This is a genomic window from Rummeliibacillus sp. TYF005, from assembly GCF_003844195.1.
Lineage (GTDB): Bacteria > Bacillota > Bacilli > Bacillales_A > Planococcaceae > Rummeliibacillus.
The window spans coordinates 330,898-347,924 of sequence record NZ_ML122541.1 but is presented as its reverse complement, the minus strand read 5'-3'; the positions used below and the strand labels follow the sequence as shown (position 1 = coordinate 347,924).

At 35.3% G+C, this 17,027-nt stretch carries 17 protein-coding genes and 1 other annotated feature; of the genes, 2 read left to right on the top strand and 15 right to left on the bottom strand.

Annotated features, from left to right (window positions below):
* The first annotated feature begins 86 nt into the window (after nucleotides 1-86).
* Together pssA and sigK are read left to right on the top strand one after the other, a co-directional pair.
* The gene (gene pssA / locus CW357_RS01750) at nucleotides 87-626 is read left to right on the top strand and encodes a CDP-diacylglycerol--serine O-phosphatidyltransferase (RefSeq protein ID WP_119414788.1); all 540 of its coding nucleotides are present in this window, start codon (nucleotides 87-89) and stop codon (nucleotides 624-626) included.
* A gap of 101 nt (nucleotides 627-727) precedes the next feature.
* Entirely contained in the window at nucleotides 728-1,426 is a 699-nt protein-coding gene (gene sigK, locus CW357_RS01745) for an RNA polymerase sporulation sigma factor SigK (RefSeq protein WP_119414858.1), read from the top strand.
* A gap of 343 nt (nucleotides 1,427-1,769) precedes the next feature.
* Here sigK and mtnN read toward each other — a convergent pair whose 3' ends face one another.
* The 15 genes from mtnN to CW357_RS01670 form a co-directional block, all read right to left on the bottom strand.
* Nucleotides 1,770-2,462, bottom strand: coding sequence for a 5'-methylthioadenosine/S-adenosylhomocysteine nucleosidase (gene mtnN / locus CW357_RS01740; RefSeq protein ID WP_119414787.1), 693 nt, complete (start codon nucleotides 2,460-2,462; stop codon nucleotides 1,770-1,772).
* Between the two features lie 219 nt (nucleotides 2,463-2,681).
* Nucleotides 2,682-3,491 carry a YrrS family protein gene (locus CW357_RS01735; protein WP_124217188.1) on the bottom strand — a complete coding sequence of 270 codons (810 nt, stop codon included), beginning with the start codon at nucleotides 3,489-3,491 and terminating at the stop codon, nucleotides 2,682-2,684.
* A 296-nt stretch (nucleotides 3,492-3,787) separates the two neighbouring features.
* Nucleotides 3,788-4,264, bottom strand: a complete 477-nt coding sequence (gene greA, locus CW357_RS01730) for a transcription elongation factor GreA (protein ID WP_119414785.1) — start codon at nucleotides 4,262-4,264, stop codon at nucleotides 3,788-3,790.
* 268 nt (nucleotides 4,265-4,532) lie between these two features.
* Nucleotides 4,533-5,171: a uridine kinase gene (gene udk, locus CW357_RS01725; RefSeq protein WP_124217187.1), complete on the bottom strand. Its 639-nt coding sequence runs from the start codon at nucleotides 5,169-5,171 to the stop codon at nucleotides 4,533-4,535.
* A complete protein-coding gene (locus CW357_RS01720) occupies nucleotides 5,171-6,445 on the bottom strand; it encodes a peptidase U32 family protein (RefSeq protein ID WP_119414783.1) in 1,275 nt (424 codons plus the stop codon). The genes udk and CW357_RS01720 overlap by 1 nt, the downstream gene beginning before the upstream one ends.
* 15 nt (nucleotides 6,446-6,460) lie before the next feature.
* Nucleotides 6,461-7,390, bottom strand: coding sequence for a peptidase U32 family protein (locus tag CW357_RS01715; RefSeq protein ID WP_119414782.1), 930 nt, complete (start codon nucleotides 7,388-7,390; stop codon nucleotides 6,461-6,463).
* 6 nt (nucleotides 7,391-7,396) lie between these two features.
* Nucleotides 7,397-8,029, bottom strand: a complete 633-nt coding sequence (locus tag CW357_RS01710) for an O-methyltransferase (RefSeq protein WP_119414781.1) — start codon at nucleotides 8,027-8,029, stop codon at nucleotides 7,397-7,399.
* Nucleotides 8,030-8,222: 193 nt separating this feature from the next.
* On the bottom strand, nucleotides 8,223-9,341 hold the full coding sequence (mltG, locus tag CW357_RS01705; protein ID WP_119414780.1) for an endolytic transglycosylase MltG: 1,119 nt from the start codon (nucleotides 9,339-9,341) through the stop codon (nucleotides 8,223-8,225).
* Between the two features lie 127 nt (nucleotides 9,342-9,468).
* On the bottom strand, nucleotides 9,469-9,762 hold the full coding sequence (locus CW357_RS01700) for a DUF1292 domain-containing protein (RefSeq protein WP_119414779.1): 294 nt from the start codon (nucleotides 9,760-9,762) through the stop codon (nucleotides 9,469-9,471).
* 32 nt (nucleotides 9,763-9,794) lie between these two features.
* A complete protein-coding gene (locus CW357_RS01695) occupies nucleotides 9,795-10,085 on the bottom strand; it encodes a DUF1292 domain-containing protein (RefSeq protein ID WP_119414778.1) in 291 nt (96 codons plus the stop codon).
* A gap of 9 nt (nucleotides 10,086-10,094) precedes the next feature.
* Nucleotides 10,095-10,514, bottom strand: coding sequence for a Holliday junction resolvase RuvX (ruvX, locus tag CW357_RS01690; RefSeq protein WP_119414777.1), 420 nt, complete (start codon nucleotides 10,512-10,514; stop codon nucleotides 10,095-10,097).
* Nucleotides 10,514-10,783: an IreB family regulatory phosphoprotein gene (locus CW357_RS01685; protein ID WP_119414776.1), complete on the bottom strand. Its 270-nt coding sequence runs from the start codon at nucleotides 10,781-10,783 to the stop codon at nucleotides 10,514-10,516. Before CW357_RS01685 ends, ruvX begins: the two co-directional genes overlap by 1 nt.
* 76 nt (nucleotides 10,784-10,859) lie before the next feature.
* Nucleotides 10,860-13,523 (bottom strand): alanine--tRNA ligase, encoded by a 2,664-nt coding sequence (alaS, locus tag CW357_RS01680; RefSeq protein WP_124217186.1) that lies wholly within the window; start codon nucleotides 13,521-13,523, stop codon nucleotides 10,860-10,862.
* A 47-nt stretch (nucleotides 13,524-13,570) separates the two neighbouring features.
* Nucleotides 13,571-13,776 (bottom strand) — a binding site (T-box leader).
* 91 nt (nucleotides 13,777-13,867) lie between these two features.
* Nucleotides 13,868-16,345: an SF1B family DNA helicase RecD2 gene (locus tag CW357_RS01675; RefSeq protein WP_119414774.1), complete on the bottom strand. Its 2,478-nt coding sequence runs from the start codon at nucleotides 16,343-16,345 to the stop codon at nucleotides 13,868-13,870.
* A gap of 20 nt (nucleotides 16,346-16,365) precedes the next feature.
* A complete protein-coding gene (locus CW357_RS01670; protein ID WP_119414773.1) occupies nucleotides 16,366-17,025 on the bottom strand; it encodes a tetratricopeptide repeat protein in 660 nt (219 codons plus the stop codon).
* Nucleotides 17,026-17,027: the final 2 nt, after the last annotated feature.

Genomic DNA, 17,027 nt, shown 5'->3' with positions numbered 1-17,027 from the left:
AATACCTCTTTCTGAAATAGTTTTACAGTAACACTTAAAAAGCAGTATAATATTATAATACTGAACAAATAAAGGAGTGCTGTCCATTGTTTCTTATTCATAAAGTGGATACCACAATTAAAAAAATGAAATCACATATTGCTAATTTAATTACAATCGGAAATATCTCATTTGGTGGAGCCTCAATAATGGCGACTATACATGAATCATATAATTTCGCAGTTTTATTTATTTTTATCGCTGCGTTTTTAGATCGTTATGATGGTAAAGTAGCTAGAAAATTTAACCAAGAGTCTGAACTAGGTAAACAACTGGATTCCATGAGTGATATTATATCATTTGGAGTAGCTCCTGCGATATTAATGTACGAAATGACTCTGATGCAATTTGGTACAATCGGGATGATTGTAGCTGTATTATACATCGCTTGTGGAGCATTCCGTCTCGCTAGGTTTAATATTACTGAATCGAACGGTTACTTTTGTGGTTTACCTATAACAGCAGCAGGCGCTATTTTAACGGTATCATTTTTCTTTATACCTCTATTTTCAACTGTTTTTTATATGTTTTTGTTCCCAATCTTATCTATTTTGATGATTAGTACATTTTCTTTAAAAAAAGTATAAAAATTATTTTTTAATGATCTACCAATGTAGGTCATTTTTTTGTTGTAAAAAAGAGGTTCATGTCATATGTTGTATTAAACACTTACGAAAGGATGACGATCATAAGTACCCTTTTAACAGCCATCCTACAGCTTTGGGTTGATCTCCCCGTATTACTTGGCTATTTAAAAGGGCAATCATTTCCTCAGCCCTTTACGAAGGAAGAAGAAGCAGAATGTCTTGAACGCTATTTAAATGGTGATGAATCAGCCAAAATGGAACTAATCGAAAGAAACATGCGCTTAGTCGCGCATGTAGTTAAAAAATTCCATCCAAAACATGAACAATTAGATGATTATATTTCAATAGGAACAATTGGTTTGATGAAAGCCGTTGCCAGTTTTACACCTCAGAAGAAAACCCGATTAGCCACATATGCTGCACGATGTATTGAAAATGAAATTCTTATGCATTTAAGAAGCCAAAAAAAGGTACAAAAGGATGTTTCCCTTTTTGAAACAATTGGTTCCGACAAAGATGGAAACCCTCTTGAAATCGCTGATTTTCTTCAAAGTGATGCACCCTCTACTGAACAACAAATTGAACGCCTTGAAGAAGAACAAAAACTGTATGAACACCTAGATTTACTTGATGAAAGAGAATTATCTATTATTCAACAACGGTATGGACTTGGGCAACAGGAGGCCAAAACACAAAAAGAAATTGCTCAGGAGATGAATATCTCAAGAAGTTATGTGAGTAGAATTGAGAAAAGGGCATTGATCAAACTTTATCAGCACTTTAAGCGTAAAAACTCCTGATTTATAGCTCATTAATTGTTCCGAAAGGTTCCTTACATCTTACTAATCTAAGAAGGATGAGGTTGCCAAAAATATGACGTAAAAAAGGAGTTGCCCAAATTGTCTGGGAAACTCCTTTTAACGTGTAATTTAGAACATTAGTCTAAGCAACTTCTGAAACCATAATTAGGCTTAAAATTGCAGTTATAGCCATAGAGCCAATCATGATGAATGTCATATTAACCCCTCCAAACATCCCTAGAATGTAGTAACTTATTTACCTATATCTTATCACTCTCGAGATGTCTTACTAGGGGGTGTTTTTGAACATATAAGGTCAAATAGATGACAGAATTGTGACACCTTATAACTTAGAAATAACTTTTAATACAATTTGTGTTGAATGTTTTGCAGCAACTGGTAAAAACTCATCAAAGCTTATATTTGATTGTTTACCTGCTATATCTGATAAAGCACGAATCACTACAAATGGAGTACCAAATTGATAACAAACTTGTGCAACTGCTGCTGCTTCCATCTCAACTGCTTTCATAGTTGGGAAATAACCTCTTACTTTTTCAACTCGAACTGGATCATTCATAAACGAATCACCTGTTGTGATTAAACCAACTGCAAATTGATGTTCTCCTATTTCTGCTACTGCTTCTTCTGCAAGTTTCATCAATTGCTCATCAGATTTAAAAGATGCTGGCATTTGTGGGACTTGTCCCATTTCATATCCAAAAATAGTTGCATCTACATCATGGTGACGCACTTCATCGGAAATAACGATTGCACCTACTTCTAGATTTTCATCATAACCACCAGCAGAACCAGTGTTAATCACAACATCTGGTTTATATTCGTTTAACAAGATAGATGTGGACATCGCAGCATTTACTTTACCGATACCACTTTTTAATAACACTACATCTTTTCCAGCGTATGTACCTTCTGTATATTCACTATTAGCAATAGTTTTAGTTGATGTATTTTGAAGTGTGCTTCTTAATAATTCTACTTCTTCTTCCATTGCGCCAATTACAGCAATTTTCATTTGATAAATCTTCCTCTCTTATACGGTGCTTTTCTATCAAGCTTTAGTAAAAACTTTGAATCAGTCAAGTTTTCAGTTCAAATGATCCATATAATCTATCTTCAAAATTATTGAAATACCTTCACAATAACTGATACTTTGGCGTGACAAGCAACCTTCTCTTTTTAATCTAAAGCAAAAAACGGTTATCCGTCAAGAACCGGATAACCGTCTTATATATTAATATGCACCTTTATACGTTTTAAGTACTTCTAATTTTGTTGGTTTCCAACCTTCTTCAGGAACCCATTTCAACGATACGCGATAACTTTTTTCCTTATCTTTTGATGAAACAATCCCAACAGATGTATCTGGACTGCCTCCATTTTTTACATACCATACAATCATATCTTTTTCATCTAGACCAGCTGTATTTGCAATGGTTGTAATTTTTTCGTTCCAATCGACAGATCCTTTAGTATAGCTAGATACATGGGAACTGCCCTTATCTTTTTGAGAAGTTTTTGTAGGTTTCCAATTTGAGTCAGTAACGACTTTTAATACATTAGCATCCCCAGATGTTTCAGTAGTAGCTGTTTCACTTTCTTCATAGTTATAACTACTAGAGTTGGAATTAGTTGCTGTAGAATTGCTTTCTTCATCAGTTGCTAGATTACTATTATTTTCTTCACTTGTATTTTCTGCTGCAGAATTTACATCATTCGTATCTTCTGTCTGAGTTTGATCTTGTTCATCCTTTTTCTGAGATTCCTCAGCTTGTTTAGCTTTCTCTTTTTCTAGCTCTTTTGAATTATCTTTTTCTACTATCTTTTCATCTTGCTTATCATTGTCTTGTTCAACTGTTTTTGCCACTTTATCATTTGCAGTATCTTTGCTATCTGATCCGCCAATCACGATAAAACCAGCAACTATTAATATTAGGACAACTACTACTCCGATTAAAACATTTAGAATTTTGTCCATTTTTTTCTTACCTGTATTTTTAGGCTTTTTTTCTTTTGGTTTATATCGACGTCCAATTTCAGCCATATGTACTCCCCCTGTTCATCTTTAAATTTGGTTCTAGGTTGAAGCTAACAAAGGTTGCCTATATCATAATTATCATAGCATAGAATGGAATATATCTTCTAGCAAATACCAAAAACGCAACTAATGACATCTATATGAACCATTGTTAGGAAATATTCTAACTGATGCATAATGTAATAACTTTTTTGAATGAAAGAATTCTGAAATCCATAGCTTTAAGTGAAAAAGCGAGTATGAGAAGGATTCATCCGTTCTCATACTCGCTATAAAAGTCTTTTTAGTAAATCAAAAATAAATTATTTGATTTCGATAATTTGAACGTCCATATCTCCACCAGGAGTGACGATTTTAACTTTATCGCCGACCTTGTTACCTAATAGACCTTTGGCAATTGGTGAATCATTTGAAATACGTCCTTCAAATGGGTCTGCTTCTGCTGAACCAACGATTGTATAAGTTTCTGGATCTTCATCTGGAAGCTCTTTGAATGTTACAGTACGGCCGATTGTAACAATGTCAGAAGCACTTGTACCTTCTTCAATAATCATTGCGTTACGAATCATAGTTTGAAGAAGTGTAATACGTCCTTCTACGAAACCTTGTTCGTCTTTTGCTGCATCATACTCTGAGTTTTCAGAAAGGTCACCGAAACCACGAGCTATTTTAATACGTTCTACTACTTCTTTACGTTTTGTAGTGATTAAGTATTCTAATTCTTCTTCCAATTTTTTCTTACCAGCGGCAGTCATTGGATATTGTTTTTCAGTTGACATTTACATTCACTCCTTAACTTACATCTTAGCTTAATGGCTCTGTTAATCGATATTTATATATGTGAAGAATCCGCTTTATATAGACCAAAAGAAGTAAAGCCCTTCCACTAGTGGACACTCGATTGAATCGTTTATATGCATGATATGCTCACAATAAAATTCATATGAAATAAACATAGCCTAACTTAATAAAAATACTATGTCGCGATTTCAATAAGAATGCGACATAGTTTTTAAAAAGAATATTTGTTCATCATTTACCATGATATTACACAATACTATCAGATTCAAGGATTGTTTTAATTTTTGTGACCATTAAATCAATCGCTACCTCATTTTGTCCGCCTTCTGGAATAATGATATCTGCATATCTTTTTGTTGGTTCTATGAATTGGTTATGCATTGGACGAACAACTGAAAGATATTGTTCAATAACCGAATCCATTGAACGTCCTCGTTCATTAATATCCCTTAAAATACGGCGAATAATACGTAAATCTGCATCTGTATCTACAAATAATTTAATATCCATTAAATCCCGTAGACTTGGGTCACTTAAAACAAGGATTCCTTCCAAAATAATGACATCTTGTGGATCAATATGAATCGTTTCCTTTGAACGAGTATGAAGTGCATAATCGTATACTGGTTTCTCAATTGCTTCACGATTTAAAAGACGTTTTATATCTTCAATTAATAAATCAGTATCAAATGCATCTGGATGATCGTAATTCGTTTCCAGACGTTGTTCAAACTCTAAGTGACTTTGATCTTTATAATAATAATCTTGTTCAATTACAACTACTGAATGCTCTTTAAATACATCATGGATGGCATGGGTAACACTTGTTTTACCTGAACCAGAACCTCCAGCAATTCCAATTAGGACTGGACGTTTTTTTCCCATTATCGCATCTCCTTGCGCATCATATTATGCGGATATAATTTATGTTCACATTTAAAGCGAACGATTTGTAATGGGTGTCGTGCAGCATCTAAAGATTCTCCATCTTCATCCCAAACTTCATTAATTACAACTGTAAAGTTTTCAATTTCAGGGCCAAAGAATTCTACTTCATCTCCTGGTTTGAAGTAATTACGTTGTTGTAATGTTACCATTTTTGTTTCTTCATCGTAATCTAAAACCATACCTACGAAGTCGAATTTTGTTTGTTTACCATGTACACCAAACATTTGTTGTTCGTATCCTGGTTCTCCTTCAAAGTATGAAGAAGCAGTTTCACGGTTTGCACATTTATCTAATTCTTCAAGCCATTCACGTTTAATCTTGAAGTGATCTGGGTCTGCACAATAAGCATCGATTACTTTACGATAAACGCTGACTACTGTTGCAACATAATGGATAGATTTCATACGTCCTTCAACTTTTAACGAATCGATACCTAATTCAATAATTTTCGGAATTGATTCGATAAGTTTTAAGTCTTTAGGGCTCATAGCAAATGCTTCATCACCTTTATCAAATAAAGGTTTTGACTCACCATCTTCTACTGCATACAAATCATAATCCCAACGACATGATTGACAGCAACCTCCACGGTTTGAATCACGTGCAGTCATATGATTAGATAATACGCATCGACCTGAATAAGCGATACACATTGCGCCATGAACGAAAGATTCGATTTCGATATCTACCTTTTCTTTCATCAATTTAATCTCTTCTGCACCTGTTTCTCTGGCAAGAACAACACGTTGTAAACCTTCTTCTTTCCAATATTGAACAGCTTTCCAGTTTGAAAGAGATTGTTGTGTACTTAAGTGAATTTCAAGTTTTGGTGCAACTTTTTTACTTGTTTCAATGATTAACGGGTCAGCTACAATAATTCCTGCTGCTCCAGCATTTTCAAGTGCACGTAGATAATCTTCGAGTCCATCCATATTGTCATTATGAGCAAAAATATTTGTAGTTACATAAATTCTTGCTCCATATTTTTTGGCAAACTCTACACCTTCATGAATTTCCTCGATTGAGAAATTCCCTGCATTTGAACGAAGTCCAAACTCTTGTCCACCTATAAACACTGCATCTGCGCCGTAGTGAACAGCAATTTTCAATTTTTCTAAGTTACCAGCTGGTGCTAATAACTCTGGTTTTTTGACGATAACTCTTTTACCGTCACGTATTTCACTAATATGATCATTTTGTAATAATGTCACAGGATCTCCTCCTTCCTAATAGACAGTTTCTTTAAAGAAGAAGCCGGTATCAAGTGGGCGTAGTTCAGGTTGAATTTCTTCAATTTTCGCTAATAATTCTTCTTTAATATCAAAATAAGTATCTGGTGATTCTGCATAGGCATCGATTGCTTTACGATAACATTCTGTTACTGTTACAACATATTCTTCAGATTGCAAGACACCTTCAATTTTAAAAGCGTCAATCTCTGCTTCAAATAATTCATCTAGTTCATCAATGATACACATATCATTTGGACTATATATGTGTGTTCCATTTAAATCTTCATAGATCGGATATCTACTATTACGTTCTTTATCATATAAGTACATATTTCGTGCACTTTTACGATTTTCAACTTCCATAGCTTTTCCTTCATACATGAAATAATGGCCTAGTAGTGGGCGTTTTGACTGGAACATACATGTCATACCATGTACTTGTACTTGAATTTCAACTTCAGCATTTTCTTTAATCTCAATAATTTCTTCCATGCTCAATTCACGTGCTAGTACTGCACGAGTTGCGCCACGTTTTCCCCAGTAATTTGCTTGGAACCAGTTAGTGGCAATTGTTTCAGGACTCCAATGTAATGGAATGTCCACTTCTGCTTCTCGTTTTGCAATAATTACAGCAGGATCGCCAAAGACAATCCCATCAACGCCTATTTTCGCTAATTTTCGCATATATGGCGCAAGCCCATCTACACGATCGTTATGGAAAATGGCATTCATAGCAACATAAACTTTTTTCCCTGCATCATGTATTAAAGTTGTAGCTTCTGCTACTTGTTCAATAGTAAATTCTCCTGCTAAACGCAAACCAAATTGTTGTTCACCTATTAAAAAAGCATCTGCTCCGGCTTGGATAAGTGCTTTAACGTGGGCAATAGATTGTGGTGTCACGAGTAATTCAGGTTTTTTCATCAATGGTCACCTCTTTATACAAATCAATAACCCATCACCAACTGGGAAGAATGAGGATTGATAGTCCGGATTGGCAATAATCCATTCAGCAAATTGGTGTAGATTTCGAATCATTGTTCTTTTTCGCTTTGGCACGTCTTTCATATCTAAATCTGAAAGGCCATGCATATACATATTATCGATGTATAGTATTCCGCCTTTTTTCACAAGTGGGCTATACTTTTCAAAAAACTTTTTATATTGCCCTTTTGCAGCATCAATAAAAACAGCATCAAAAGATGGATAGGTACTTTCTACATCCACTTCTAACGCGTCTCCTTCAAGTAATACAATATGATCTTTCACATCGGACTTTGATAGGAATTGCTTCGCTTGTTCAATCCTTGTTTCATCACGTTCGATTGTAACAATTTTGGCATCCTTAACGGTTTCAGCCATACGAATTGCTGAGTAACCAATAGCACTTCCGATTTCTAGAATTGTGGCGGGATTTTGTATACGAAGCATTTGAAGTAAGATTTCAATTGCTGGTAATTGCATAATAGGAACATAGTTTTCTTCTGCAAATTGTTCCATTTCCATTAGTAATGCATTACGTGGTTGAATGAAGGATTTTGTATATGCATCCGAAATAGCCATTCAACACTCACTCCTTCATTTCTGATCCAGTAGCTAAATGAGCTACTTTTGTTATTAGATTGGTTGTTTATGAATACTGTTAAATCATATGATTCGTAAAAAACACTATCATAATCAAAACCTTATTATAAAAATACACTTTATCTTATCATGAAAATAGAAGAAAAGCGAGAGTCGCCTTTCTTCTATCTGGTTATTTAATATGTTGATCGACTTTATTTAAATGCTCATTGTATGTTTTAGAGAAATGGTTGTTTCCTTTTTCATCTGCTACAAAGTATAGATAGTCGGTTTCAGCTGGATTAATAGCTGCTTCTAACGACTCTTTACCTGCATTAGAAATTGGACCTGGTGGTAATCCTGCGTTCTTATATGTGTTGTATGGATTATCGACTTCTAAATCTTTGTACAATACACGAGATTTATGTTTTCCTAAAGCATAGAGAACAGTTGGGTCTGTTTGTAATGGCATTTTTTTATCAATACGATTGTAAAATACGCTTGCAATTGTTTCACGATCTGCTTTAGCTGTAGCTTCTCGTTCGAGCAATGAGGCAAAAGTCAAAAATTTATGAACAGACATGCGTTTTTCTTTCAATTGTACTGCGTATGATCCTACAACTTCATCTGTTTGAGCAACCATTTGTTCAGCTATCTCTTCAAGTTTAGGTTTTTCTTCAAAGAATGGATATGTTGATGGGTATAAATATCCTTCTAGTGCATAACGAATATTCTTGTTGTATACAGCCTTAGTGACCGTTTTAGGATATTTTTTTCTCATATCCTTTACAAATTCTTTACTTGTCACTAAATCCATAAATTCCTTCTTAGAGTAGTCGGTACTTTTAGATACTCGTTCAGCTATTTGGTCAAGAGTCAATCCTTCAGGAACGGTTATCGTAAATTCAGGTTGGCGATAAACTTTTCCTGTTTTTAAACTTTTAATAATTTCATCAATGGTCATTGATTGTGTTAATTCATATGTACCAGCTTGAAAGGCTGATTCATTTTTGAATTTTGCATAGTATTTAAATACTTTAGCATTTTTGATAATTCCTTTTTCTTCTAAAGTTTGCGAGATTGAATCTAAAGAAGAACCAATTGGAAATTCTATTTTTACTGATTTGTTAGCACTTTCGTTTACAGGTTTCAATGCACCTTTTATATAGAAATACATACTAATCCCTACAACAAGTACTAGTGCTACAATTATAGTCGAAATGATTAATACAATTTTTCGAACAAGCTTTTTTTCTGCTTGTCTTTCTTTTAACATATTGATTTGATCTTTTTTTGATGAATTTGTACTCAATTGCAAGTCCTCCTTTGAAAAGAGTATATCTCGCTTATTGTAAACTTATCCAGCCTGATGATTGGACTCACTTTCAATAAAAAAAGCGGAATGCTAAGTACTCATTCCGCTTGGGCGATTTTACTCGTTACTCTTCACCAAATTCAGCATCAAGAGTGTTTAATACTTCTTCAACCATATCCCATTCTTCGTCTGTTTCGATAGGAACAAGTTCTCCACCTTCACCATCTTCAGCAGGGTTGATTGCAGATGCAAAAATTTCTACTTCTTCGCCTTCTTCTGCGCCTTCTTTATAATACAGTACATATGATTTACCGAAGTCGTCTGAATCGAAAGTGTATAGTACAGCGTATACTTGTTCATTTCCTTCATCGTCTACTGCAATAATATGTTCGTGATTGTGTTCGTGTTCTTGTGTCATTTCCAGTCACCTCTTCTGATTATTTGAGTTACTTATTCTTGCTCAATTCCTTCATCTAATTCTTCAATAACAGATTCAATATAATCCCATTCTTCTTCGGTTTCGATTGGTGATAATTCACCATCTGTACCATCATCAGAAGGAATAAAAGATGATGCGAAAATTTCAACAGTACCATCTTCATCTTCAGAACCAATTACAGAATAAAGGACATAAGATTTTCCAAATTCTGCGGAGTCAAATGTATGAAGCACTTCACAAAGTTGCTCATTACCATCTTCATCAACGACTGTGATATGACGTTGTTCTAATTCTTCTTCCATTTTTTCACCTCATAATTGTTTTCGGTCTAAAAATCCTTGTAGGATCATGACCGCAGCCATCTTATCAATGACTTTTTTACGATTTTTGCGTCGAACATCTGCTTCAATAAGCAATCGTTCTGCTGCCATCGTAGTTAAACGCTCGTCCCAAAGTGTGACAGGCATTGAAAAAGTATCTTCTAAAAGCTTTGCATAAGCTTGTGATGCTTCTCCTCTGGGACCAATTGTATTATTCATATTTTTCGGGAATCCAACAACGAATTCCGTTACTCCATATTGTTGGACGAGTTCACTGATTCTTTCGATACCGAATTCACCATTTTCCTCATCAATTTTAACAGTTTCAACGCCTTGAGCTGTCCACCCAAGGGCGTCGCTAACTGCTACTCCAACAGTTTTGGAGCCTACATCTAAACCCATTATTCTCATCATTTTGCTCCGTTATTCTTCTTAATATAGAACTTAACTAGTTCTTCTAAAATTTCGTCACGTTCAAGCTTACGAATTTTGTTACGAGCATCTTGATGACGAGGAATATAAGCGGGATCTCCCGATAATAGGTATCCAACTATTTGGTTAATCGGGTTGTACCCTTTTTCTTCTAGTGCTGCATGAACATGAAGCATGGTTTCTCTTACTTCTTGTTCCATAGATTCTTCTGGGAAATTAAATTTCATCGTTTGATCAAACTTACTCATGCTCAGCACCTCACTTTAAAGTTGTTGGAAATTAAAACATCTTATAATTTTTAGTATACCTGATTCTTAATGCCTTTTAAATAGATTTTACATAATTATACACAGAATCCAACGCTTCTGCCAATTTTGAGCCATCTTTTGCTCCAGCCATTGCCATGTCAGGGCGACCGCCGCCTTTACCACCGCATTGTTCTGCTACATGTTTGACGATATTACCAGCGTGATAATTTCCACCTGCTATATCTTTTGTTACACCTGCACATAACATAACTTTTTCACCAGCTGTTGCTCCAAGAACAATTATGCTGTTATCCATTTTACCTTTTAAATCATCCATTAATTGGCGTAATTGATTATTATCTTTTGCATCTACTTTTGTAGAAAGAACTGTAACATTACCAATTTGTTGAGCTGCAGAAAGAATATTAGATGCTTGAGCTCCAGCAATTTTAGCTGAAAGTGATGCATTTTCACGTTGTTGTTCTTTTAACTCATGTTGTAATCCTTCTACACGAGCAACCAAATCTTTTGGATTTGCTTTTAGAAGTCCCGCAGCTTGTTCTAGAATATGTTGTTCTTCTTTTGCGGCAATATATGCTGCTTGTCCTGTAACTGCCTCGATACGTCGAGTACCTGCCCCGATACCACCTTCGGAAATAATTTTGAAGAAGCCAATTTCAGAAGTATTTTTCACATGAATACCACCACATAATTCAATTGAGTAGTCAGATACTTGAACAACTCGAACAACATCACCATATTTTTCTCCGAACAATGCCATTGCTCCCATTGCTTTTGCGTCTGCAATCGGCATTTCTTCGATAACGACTTGAATGCCTTCCCAAACTTTTCCATTGACAATTTGTTCGATTTTTTCTAATTCTTCTTTTGTCACAGCACCAAAGTGAGAGAAGTCGAAACGTAAACGATCTGGCCCTACATATGAACCTGCTTGGTTTACATGTTCGCCAAGAGTATCTTTTAATGCGCGTTGTAAAAGGTGAGTTGCAGTATGGTTTTTCACAATTAAGTTTCGTTCAGCGCGATCGACTTTTGCGAACACTTCATCTTCTACATGCATTTCACCAGATTCAATAAGTACAGTGTGTAACGGTTGACCATTTGGTGCTTTTTGTACATCTTTGACAGATGCAGTGAATGAATCGTTTGAAATTGTACCATGGTCTGCGATTTGTCCACCCATTTCTGCATAAAATGGTGTTTCAGCTAAAATAACTAATACTTCGTCACCTTCAGATGCTGTTTTTGCTTCTTGTCCGCCAACAACCATTGCAGCAACTCTTGTATTTGTTTCTAATGTATCGTAACCAACAAAAGTACTTTCTTGTTTTAAGTTTGCTAACACTTCTGATTGTACATGCATAGAGTCAACATCTTGACGAGCATTACGAGCACGCTCACGTTGTGCTTCCATTTCAGCTTCAAAACCAGCTTCATCTACTGTCATACCTACTTCTTCAGCATATTCTTCAGTAAGTTCTACTGGGAAACCATACGTATCATACAAACGGAATGCATCAGCGCCTGGAATAACTGTTTCACCTTTTGCTTTTTGTGATTCTACAACTTCATTGAAAATAGCTAAACCATCGTGTAGTGTTTCATGGAAACGAACTTCTTCGTTTTTAATAACACGTGAAATAAATTCTGCCTTTTCTTGTACTTGTGGATAAAAATCAGCCATAATTGCACCAACAGTTGAAACTAATTCGAACATAAATGGCTTTTCAATACCAATTTGTTTTGCATAACGAACAGCACGACGCAATAAACGACGTAATACATAGCCTCGGCCTTCATTTGAAGGTAGAGCACCATCACCAATAGCAAATGCTACAGTACGAATATGGTCTGCGATTACTTTGAATGGTGTGTTTATATCTTCTTCACTACCGAAAATTTCATTGAAATCTATTTCGTTAGGGCGTTTATATTTGCGATTTGCAAATTCTTCAATTTTTTCAATGATTGGCATAAATAAATCTGTATCAAAGTTTGTAGGTACATTTTGGACAACTGAAGCCATACGTTCAAGTCCCATACCTGTATCAATATTTTGCTTTGGTAGTGGAGTGTAAGTACCATCTGGATTATGGTTGAATTGTGAGAACACAAGGTTCCAGATTTCTAGATAACGTTCATTTTCCCCACCTGGATATAATTCAGGGTCTTTTGGGTTATTGCCATATTCTTCGCCACGATCATAGAAGATTTCTGAGTTTGGACCACTTGGACCTTCACCAATATCCCAGAAGTTACCTTCTAAACGGATTAGGCGTTCTTCAGGCACACCGATTTCATCTTTCCAAATATTATATGCTTCTTGGTCTTCAGGGTGAATTGTAATGGATAATTTAGCACCATCGAATCCCATCCATTTTGGATCAGTTAAAAATTCCCAAGCAAAATGAATAGCTTCTTTTTTAAAGTAATCACCGATAGAAAAGTTACCAAGCATTTCAAAGAAAGTATGGTGTCTTGCTGTTTTACCAACATTTTCGATATCGTTTGTACGAATTGCTTTTTGAGCATTTGTTATACGTGGATTTTCAGGTATAACGGAACCATCAAAGTATTTTTTTAATGTTGCTACACCAGAGTTAATCCAAAGTAATGATGCGTCATTAATTGGAACAAGTGGCATACTTGGCTCTTGTTTATGATTTTTTTCTTCGAAGAATTGAATGAATTTACGACGAATTTCTGCAGATGTTTGCATAGAAATTATTTCCTCCTTTAATACAATAAAAAAAACCCCATCCTCTTAAAAGGGACGAAGGTTATATTCGCGGTACCACCCTAATTATAATAATTTACACTATTATCTCTTACTTTACCTTAACGCGGTTAACGACAGTTTTTAACTGCACTCAGGACGAGCTTTTCCAAATTGGAAGTTGAAGATTCTCGCAGCCAAGGAATCTCTTTCTGAACACTTTCCAATAAGTACTTTTTTCCTTCAACGATTTCTAAATATAGGGTTTAAAAATAGTACATTTGCGTTATATGACTAGTTGTATCCATTTTTTCTCTTTCTTATTTTAAAAAATGCCTGTCATTATGTCAATTCTCATTATTCATAAAGTCATATGGACTAATACCATTCATGCCGATCATGGGATGGATGCTATATACATTCTCCATAGTCAGCTTAGCAGGTTCTCCATTCGTTTCTGCTAAATCTGATTCTATAGGGGCTTCTTCTACATTTATCGTTTCTGATGATGAGTCAACATTTTCTATAGGACTTTTCACTTTTTTTTCAACAGGTGTATCACTCATTAACCGATCTGCCAGACTAGTATGCCTTTTTGAATCATCAGTTCTTTGGAAACCATAGATAAAAGTATCAGGTTCTCCACAAAGGATAAGAAAGTTTTTAGCTCTTGTAATACCCGTATAGAGTAAATTCTTCCGAAGCATTTTAGAATAGCTTCTAACAATCGGCATAATTACCATTGGAAATTCGCTACCTTGGGATTTATGAATCGAGCAACAATACGCTAGTGTTAGTTGATTTAAATCACCTTTTTGATATGTTACTTCAATACCATCGAAAGAAACTATTAATAAGTCTGTTTTTTCAACCGTTTCTTTCGCTTTTATAATGGAAATTACTTCCCCCATATCTCCATTGAATACATTATTATTTGGTTGGTTGACGAGTTGCAATACCTTATCACCAATTCGATAAATCGTATCTCCAAAAGCAATTTCTTTTGTTTTTTCGCTTTTCTTAGGATTCAAAAGTTCTTGCAACAATTTGTTCAAAGCATCAATACCAGCAGTTCCCCGATACATCGGTGCTAATACTTGTATGTCATGAATAGAAAATCCTTTTTTTATGGCACTTTTCACTACTTGACCAACTACATCTGCAATTTGCTCTTGACCAACTCGGATAAATGATCGATCACTTGTTTTAACTGTTAAGTCTTGAGGAATTTCGCCTTGTTTCATCTGATGTGCCAGTTCAATAATTGAAGAACCTTCTGATTGACGATAAACATCGGTAAGTTCAACAGTTGGAATTGACTTCGAGGCAAGTAAGTCTTTTAGTACTTGCCCTGGCCCAACTGGTGGTAGTTGGTCTTGGTCCCCAACAAAAATCACTTGGCAATCATCGTTCAATGCTTTTAATAATTGGTGAGCTAACCAAGTATCTACCATCGACATTTCATCCACGATTATAAGTCTACCCGCGACTTCGCGATCTGAATCTTCATCTTTTTCTTGACCTGTAAATCCTAATAATCGGTGAATAGTCATCGCAGGGAGTTCAGTAGATTCGCTAAGTCGTTTTGCTGCACGACCTGTTGGAGCAACTAAAACAATTGGAAAATCTTCATCTTTTTCGGCATACTCCTTTGGATTCAATGACAACCCATGCAATTCTGCATAGACATCTACAATTCCTTTGACAACAGTTGTTTTCCCAGTACCTGGACCACCTGTTAAGATCATTACAGCGGAATTAATGGCGGTTTCAATTGCTTCGATTTGCGTTTCTGCGTAACTAACACCAAACCTTTCCTCAGCATCCCCTATTCGCTTACGAATTTCTGATGCTGGAAAAGCAGAATGTTCTTTGTTTTTTTTGACTAGTTCAGTTATTTTCGATGCAATACCAATTTCCGAATAATAGAGTGAGGGCATATAGATTCTTGTTTCTTCGCCACATACTTTACCATCTTCACCTAATTCGATAATACATTTTGAGATATCATCGTATTCTATCGCACATCGTTGGCTTGTTTCTAGAAGTCGTTTAGCTTCAGGTATTATTTCACTAGCATCAAGAAAAACATGTCCTTCTGATAGTGCAGCTACATTCAAAAGATGTAAAATCGCAGCTTTAATCCGATCTGGATGGTTTCCTGTTATATGTAATCTTGCACCAAGTTCATCTGCACGTTGGAAACCAATTCCTTCAATATCTTCAATTAATCGATAAGGATTTTTTTGCAACACTTGCAATGTTTCACCTTCGTACATTTGGTAAATCTTCACTGCAATTTGTGCGCCAAATCCCCATTCATTGAGTTGAATCATAATGCGATCGAGTCCAAGATTTTGTTCCAAAACTGAACGTAGTGTTTGCTTTTTTTCTTCAGTTAATCGAGGAATTTCATCTAATGCATCTGGGTTTTCAATAATCACTTTGATAGCATTTGCCCCTAGTTTTTTGACGATAATATCAGCAGTACGACGACCGATTCCAGGGAATAAATCACTAGCTAAATATTGAACGACCCCAGTTTCAGTTGCTGGAATCTCTTTTTCAAAAGTAGCAGCTTGAAACTGTAGGCCGTATTTAGGATGTTGCTTCAGTTGACCTGTATAGCGGTATATAGCATCCTCGACAACTTTAGGAAAATAACCTGTGACGATTATTTCCTTTTCTTTATAGTCCGTATTTGTTTCTTGAATTTTCAACTTTACAATTGAAAACAAATTTTGTGCATTATGAAAAATGGTAACGACAGGTCGACCGACGATAAAAAGCTGCTCGTCTGTAAATAATGTTAAATTCCCAGTCAACTCTGTCCCCTTCTTTCAAATTAGTTCTTTTTCATCGCAAGCATGTCATGAATATATCGTGCTTGTTCAAATTCAGGTTGTAATGTATAAGCTTGTTTTAAATGATACATTGCATCATCAATTTGGTCGGTAGAAACAGCATATAATACTCCTAAATTATAGTGAGCATCTGCATTATTCCAATCTTCATCGATGACAAACTTTAGTTCTTTCTCTGCTTGTTCAAATAATTCTAATGTACATAGCATAATGCCATAAGATAGTCTTATTTGTAAATCTTGCGGTGCAAGTTCAGCTGCTCGTTGCATATAAGGCAGGCCAAGCTTATGTTGTCCTTCATGTTCAAAACTTTTACCTAACATATAATAGGCATCAGCACCTTCAATTCCATGACGAATTGATTTCTCATATAATTTTGCAGCTTCTAAATATCTTTCTGAATTATAATATAAATTCGCTAAACCGTAGTATGCTGTTGCCGTATTTTCATCTAATGTTATTGCTTTTTGGAAAAAACGTTCTGCTCGTTCTATATCATCCATTGATGCTAGTAGATTACCGAAGTTAATATAACCCACTGGATCATTAGGATTTTCGTCTATTGCTTGAGTAAATGCTTTAGCTGCATCTTCATAACGTTTTTCTTGAATAGCTTTTACGCCTTCTTCATTAAAATCCATTT

Bases quoted from the DNA above. Each gene is read 5' to 3' on its own strand.
- alaS (WP_124217186.1), bottom strand. From the start codon at position 13,523: ATGCAAACATCTGCAGAAATTCGTCGTAAATTCATTCAATTCTTCGAA.
- greA (WP_119414785.1), bottom strand. From the start codon at position 4,264: ATGTCAACTGAAAAACAATATCCAATGACTGCCGCTGGTAAGAAAAAA.
- CW357_RS01735 (WP_124217188.1), bottom strand. From the start codon at position 3,491: ATGGCTGAAATTGGACGTCGATATAAACCAAAAGAAAAAAAGCCTAAA.
- CW357_RS01685 (WP_119414776.1), bottom strand. From the start codon at position 10,783: ATGAGTAAGTTTGATCAAACGATGAAATTTAATTTCCCAGAAGAATCT.
- CW357_RS01715 (WP_119414782.1), bottom strand. From the start codon at position 7,390: ATGAAAAAACCTGAATTACTCGTGACACCACAATCTATTGCCCACGTT.
- CW357_RS01670 (WP_119414773.1), bottom strand. From the start codon at position 17,025: ATGGATTTTAATGAAGAAGGCGTAAAAGCTATTCAAGAAAAACGTTAT.
- mtnN (WP_119414787.1), bottom strand. From the start codon at position 2,462: ATGAAAATTGCTGTAATTGGCGCAATGGAAGAAGAAGTAGAATTATTA.
- ruvX (WP_119414777.1), bottom strand. From the start codon at position 10,514: ATGAGAATAATGGGTTTAGATGTAGGCTCCAAAACTGTTGGAGTAGCA.
- CW357_RS01710 (WP_119414781.1), bottom strand. From the start codon at position 8,029: ATGGCTATTTCGGATGCATATACAAAATCCTTCATTCAACCACGTAAT.
- CW357_RS01700 (WP_119414779.1), bottom strand. From the start codon at position 9,762: ATGACACAAGAACACGAACACAATCACGAACATATTATTGCAGTAGAC.
- udk (WP_124217187.1), bottom strand. From the start codon at position 5,171: ATGGGAAAAAAACGTCCAGTCCTAATTGGAATTGCTGGAGGTTCTGGT.
- CW357_RS01695 (WP_119414778.1), bottom strand. From the start codon at position 10,085: ATGGAAGAAGAATTAGAACAACGTCATATCACAGTCGTTGATGAAGAT.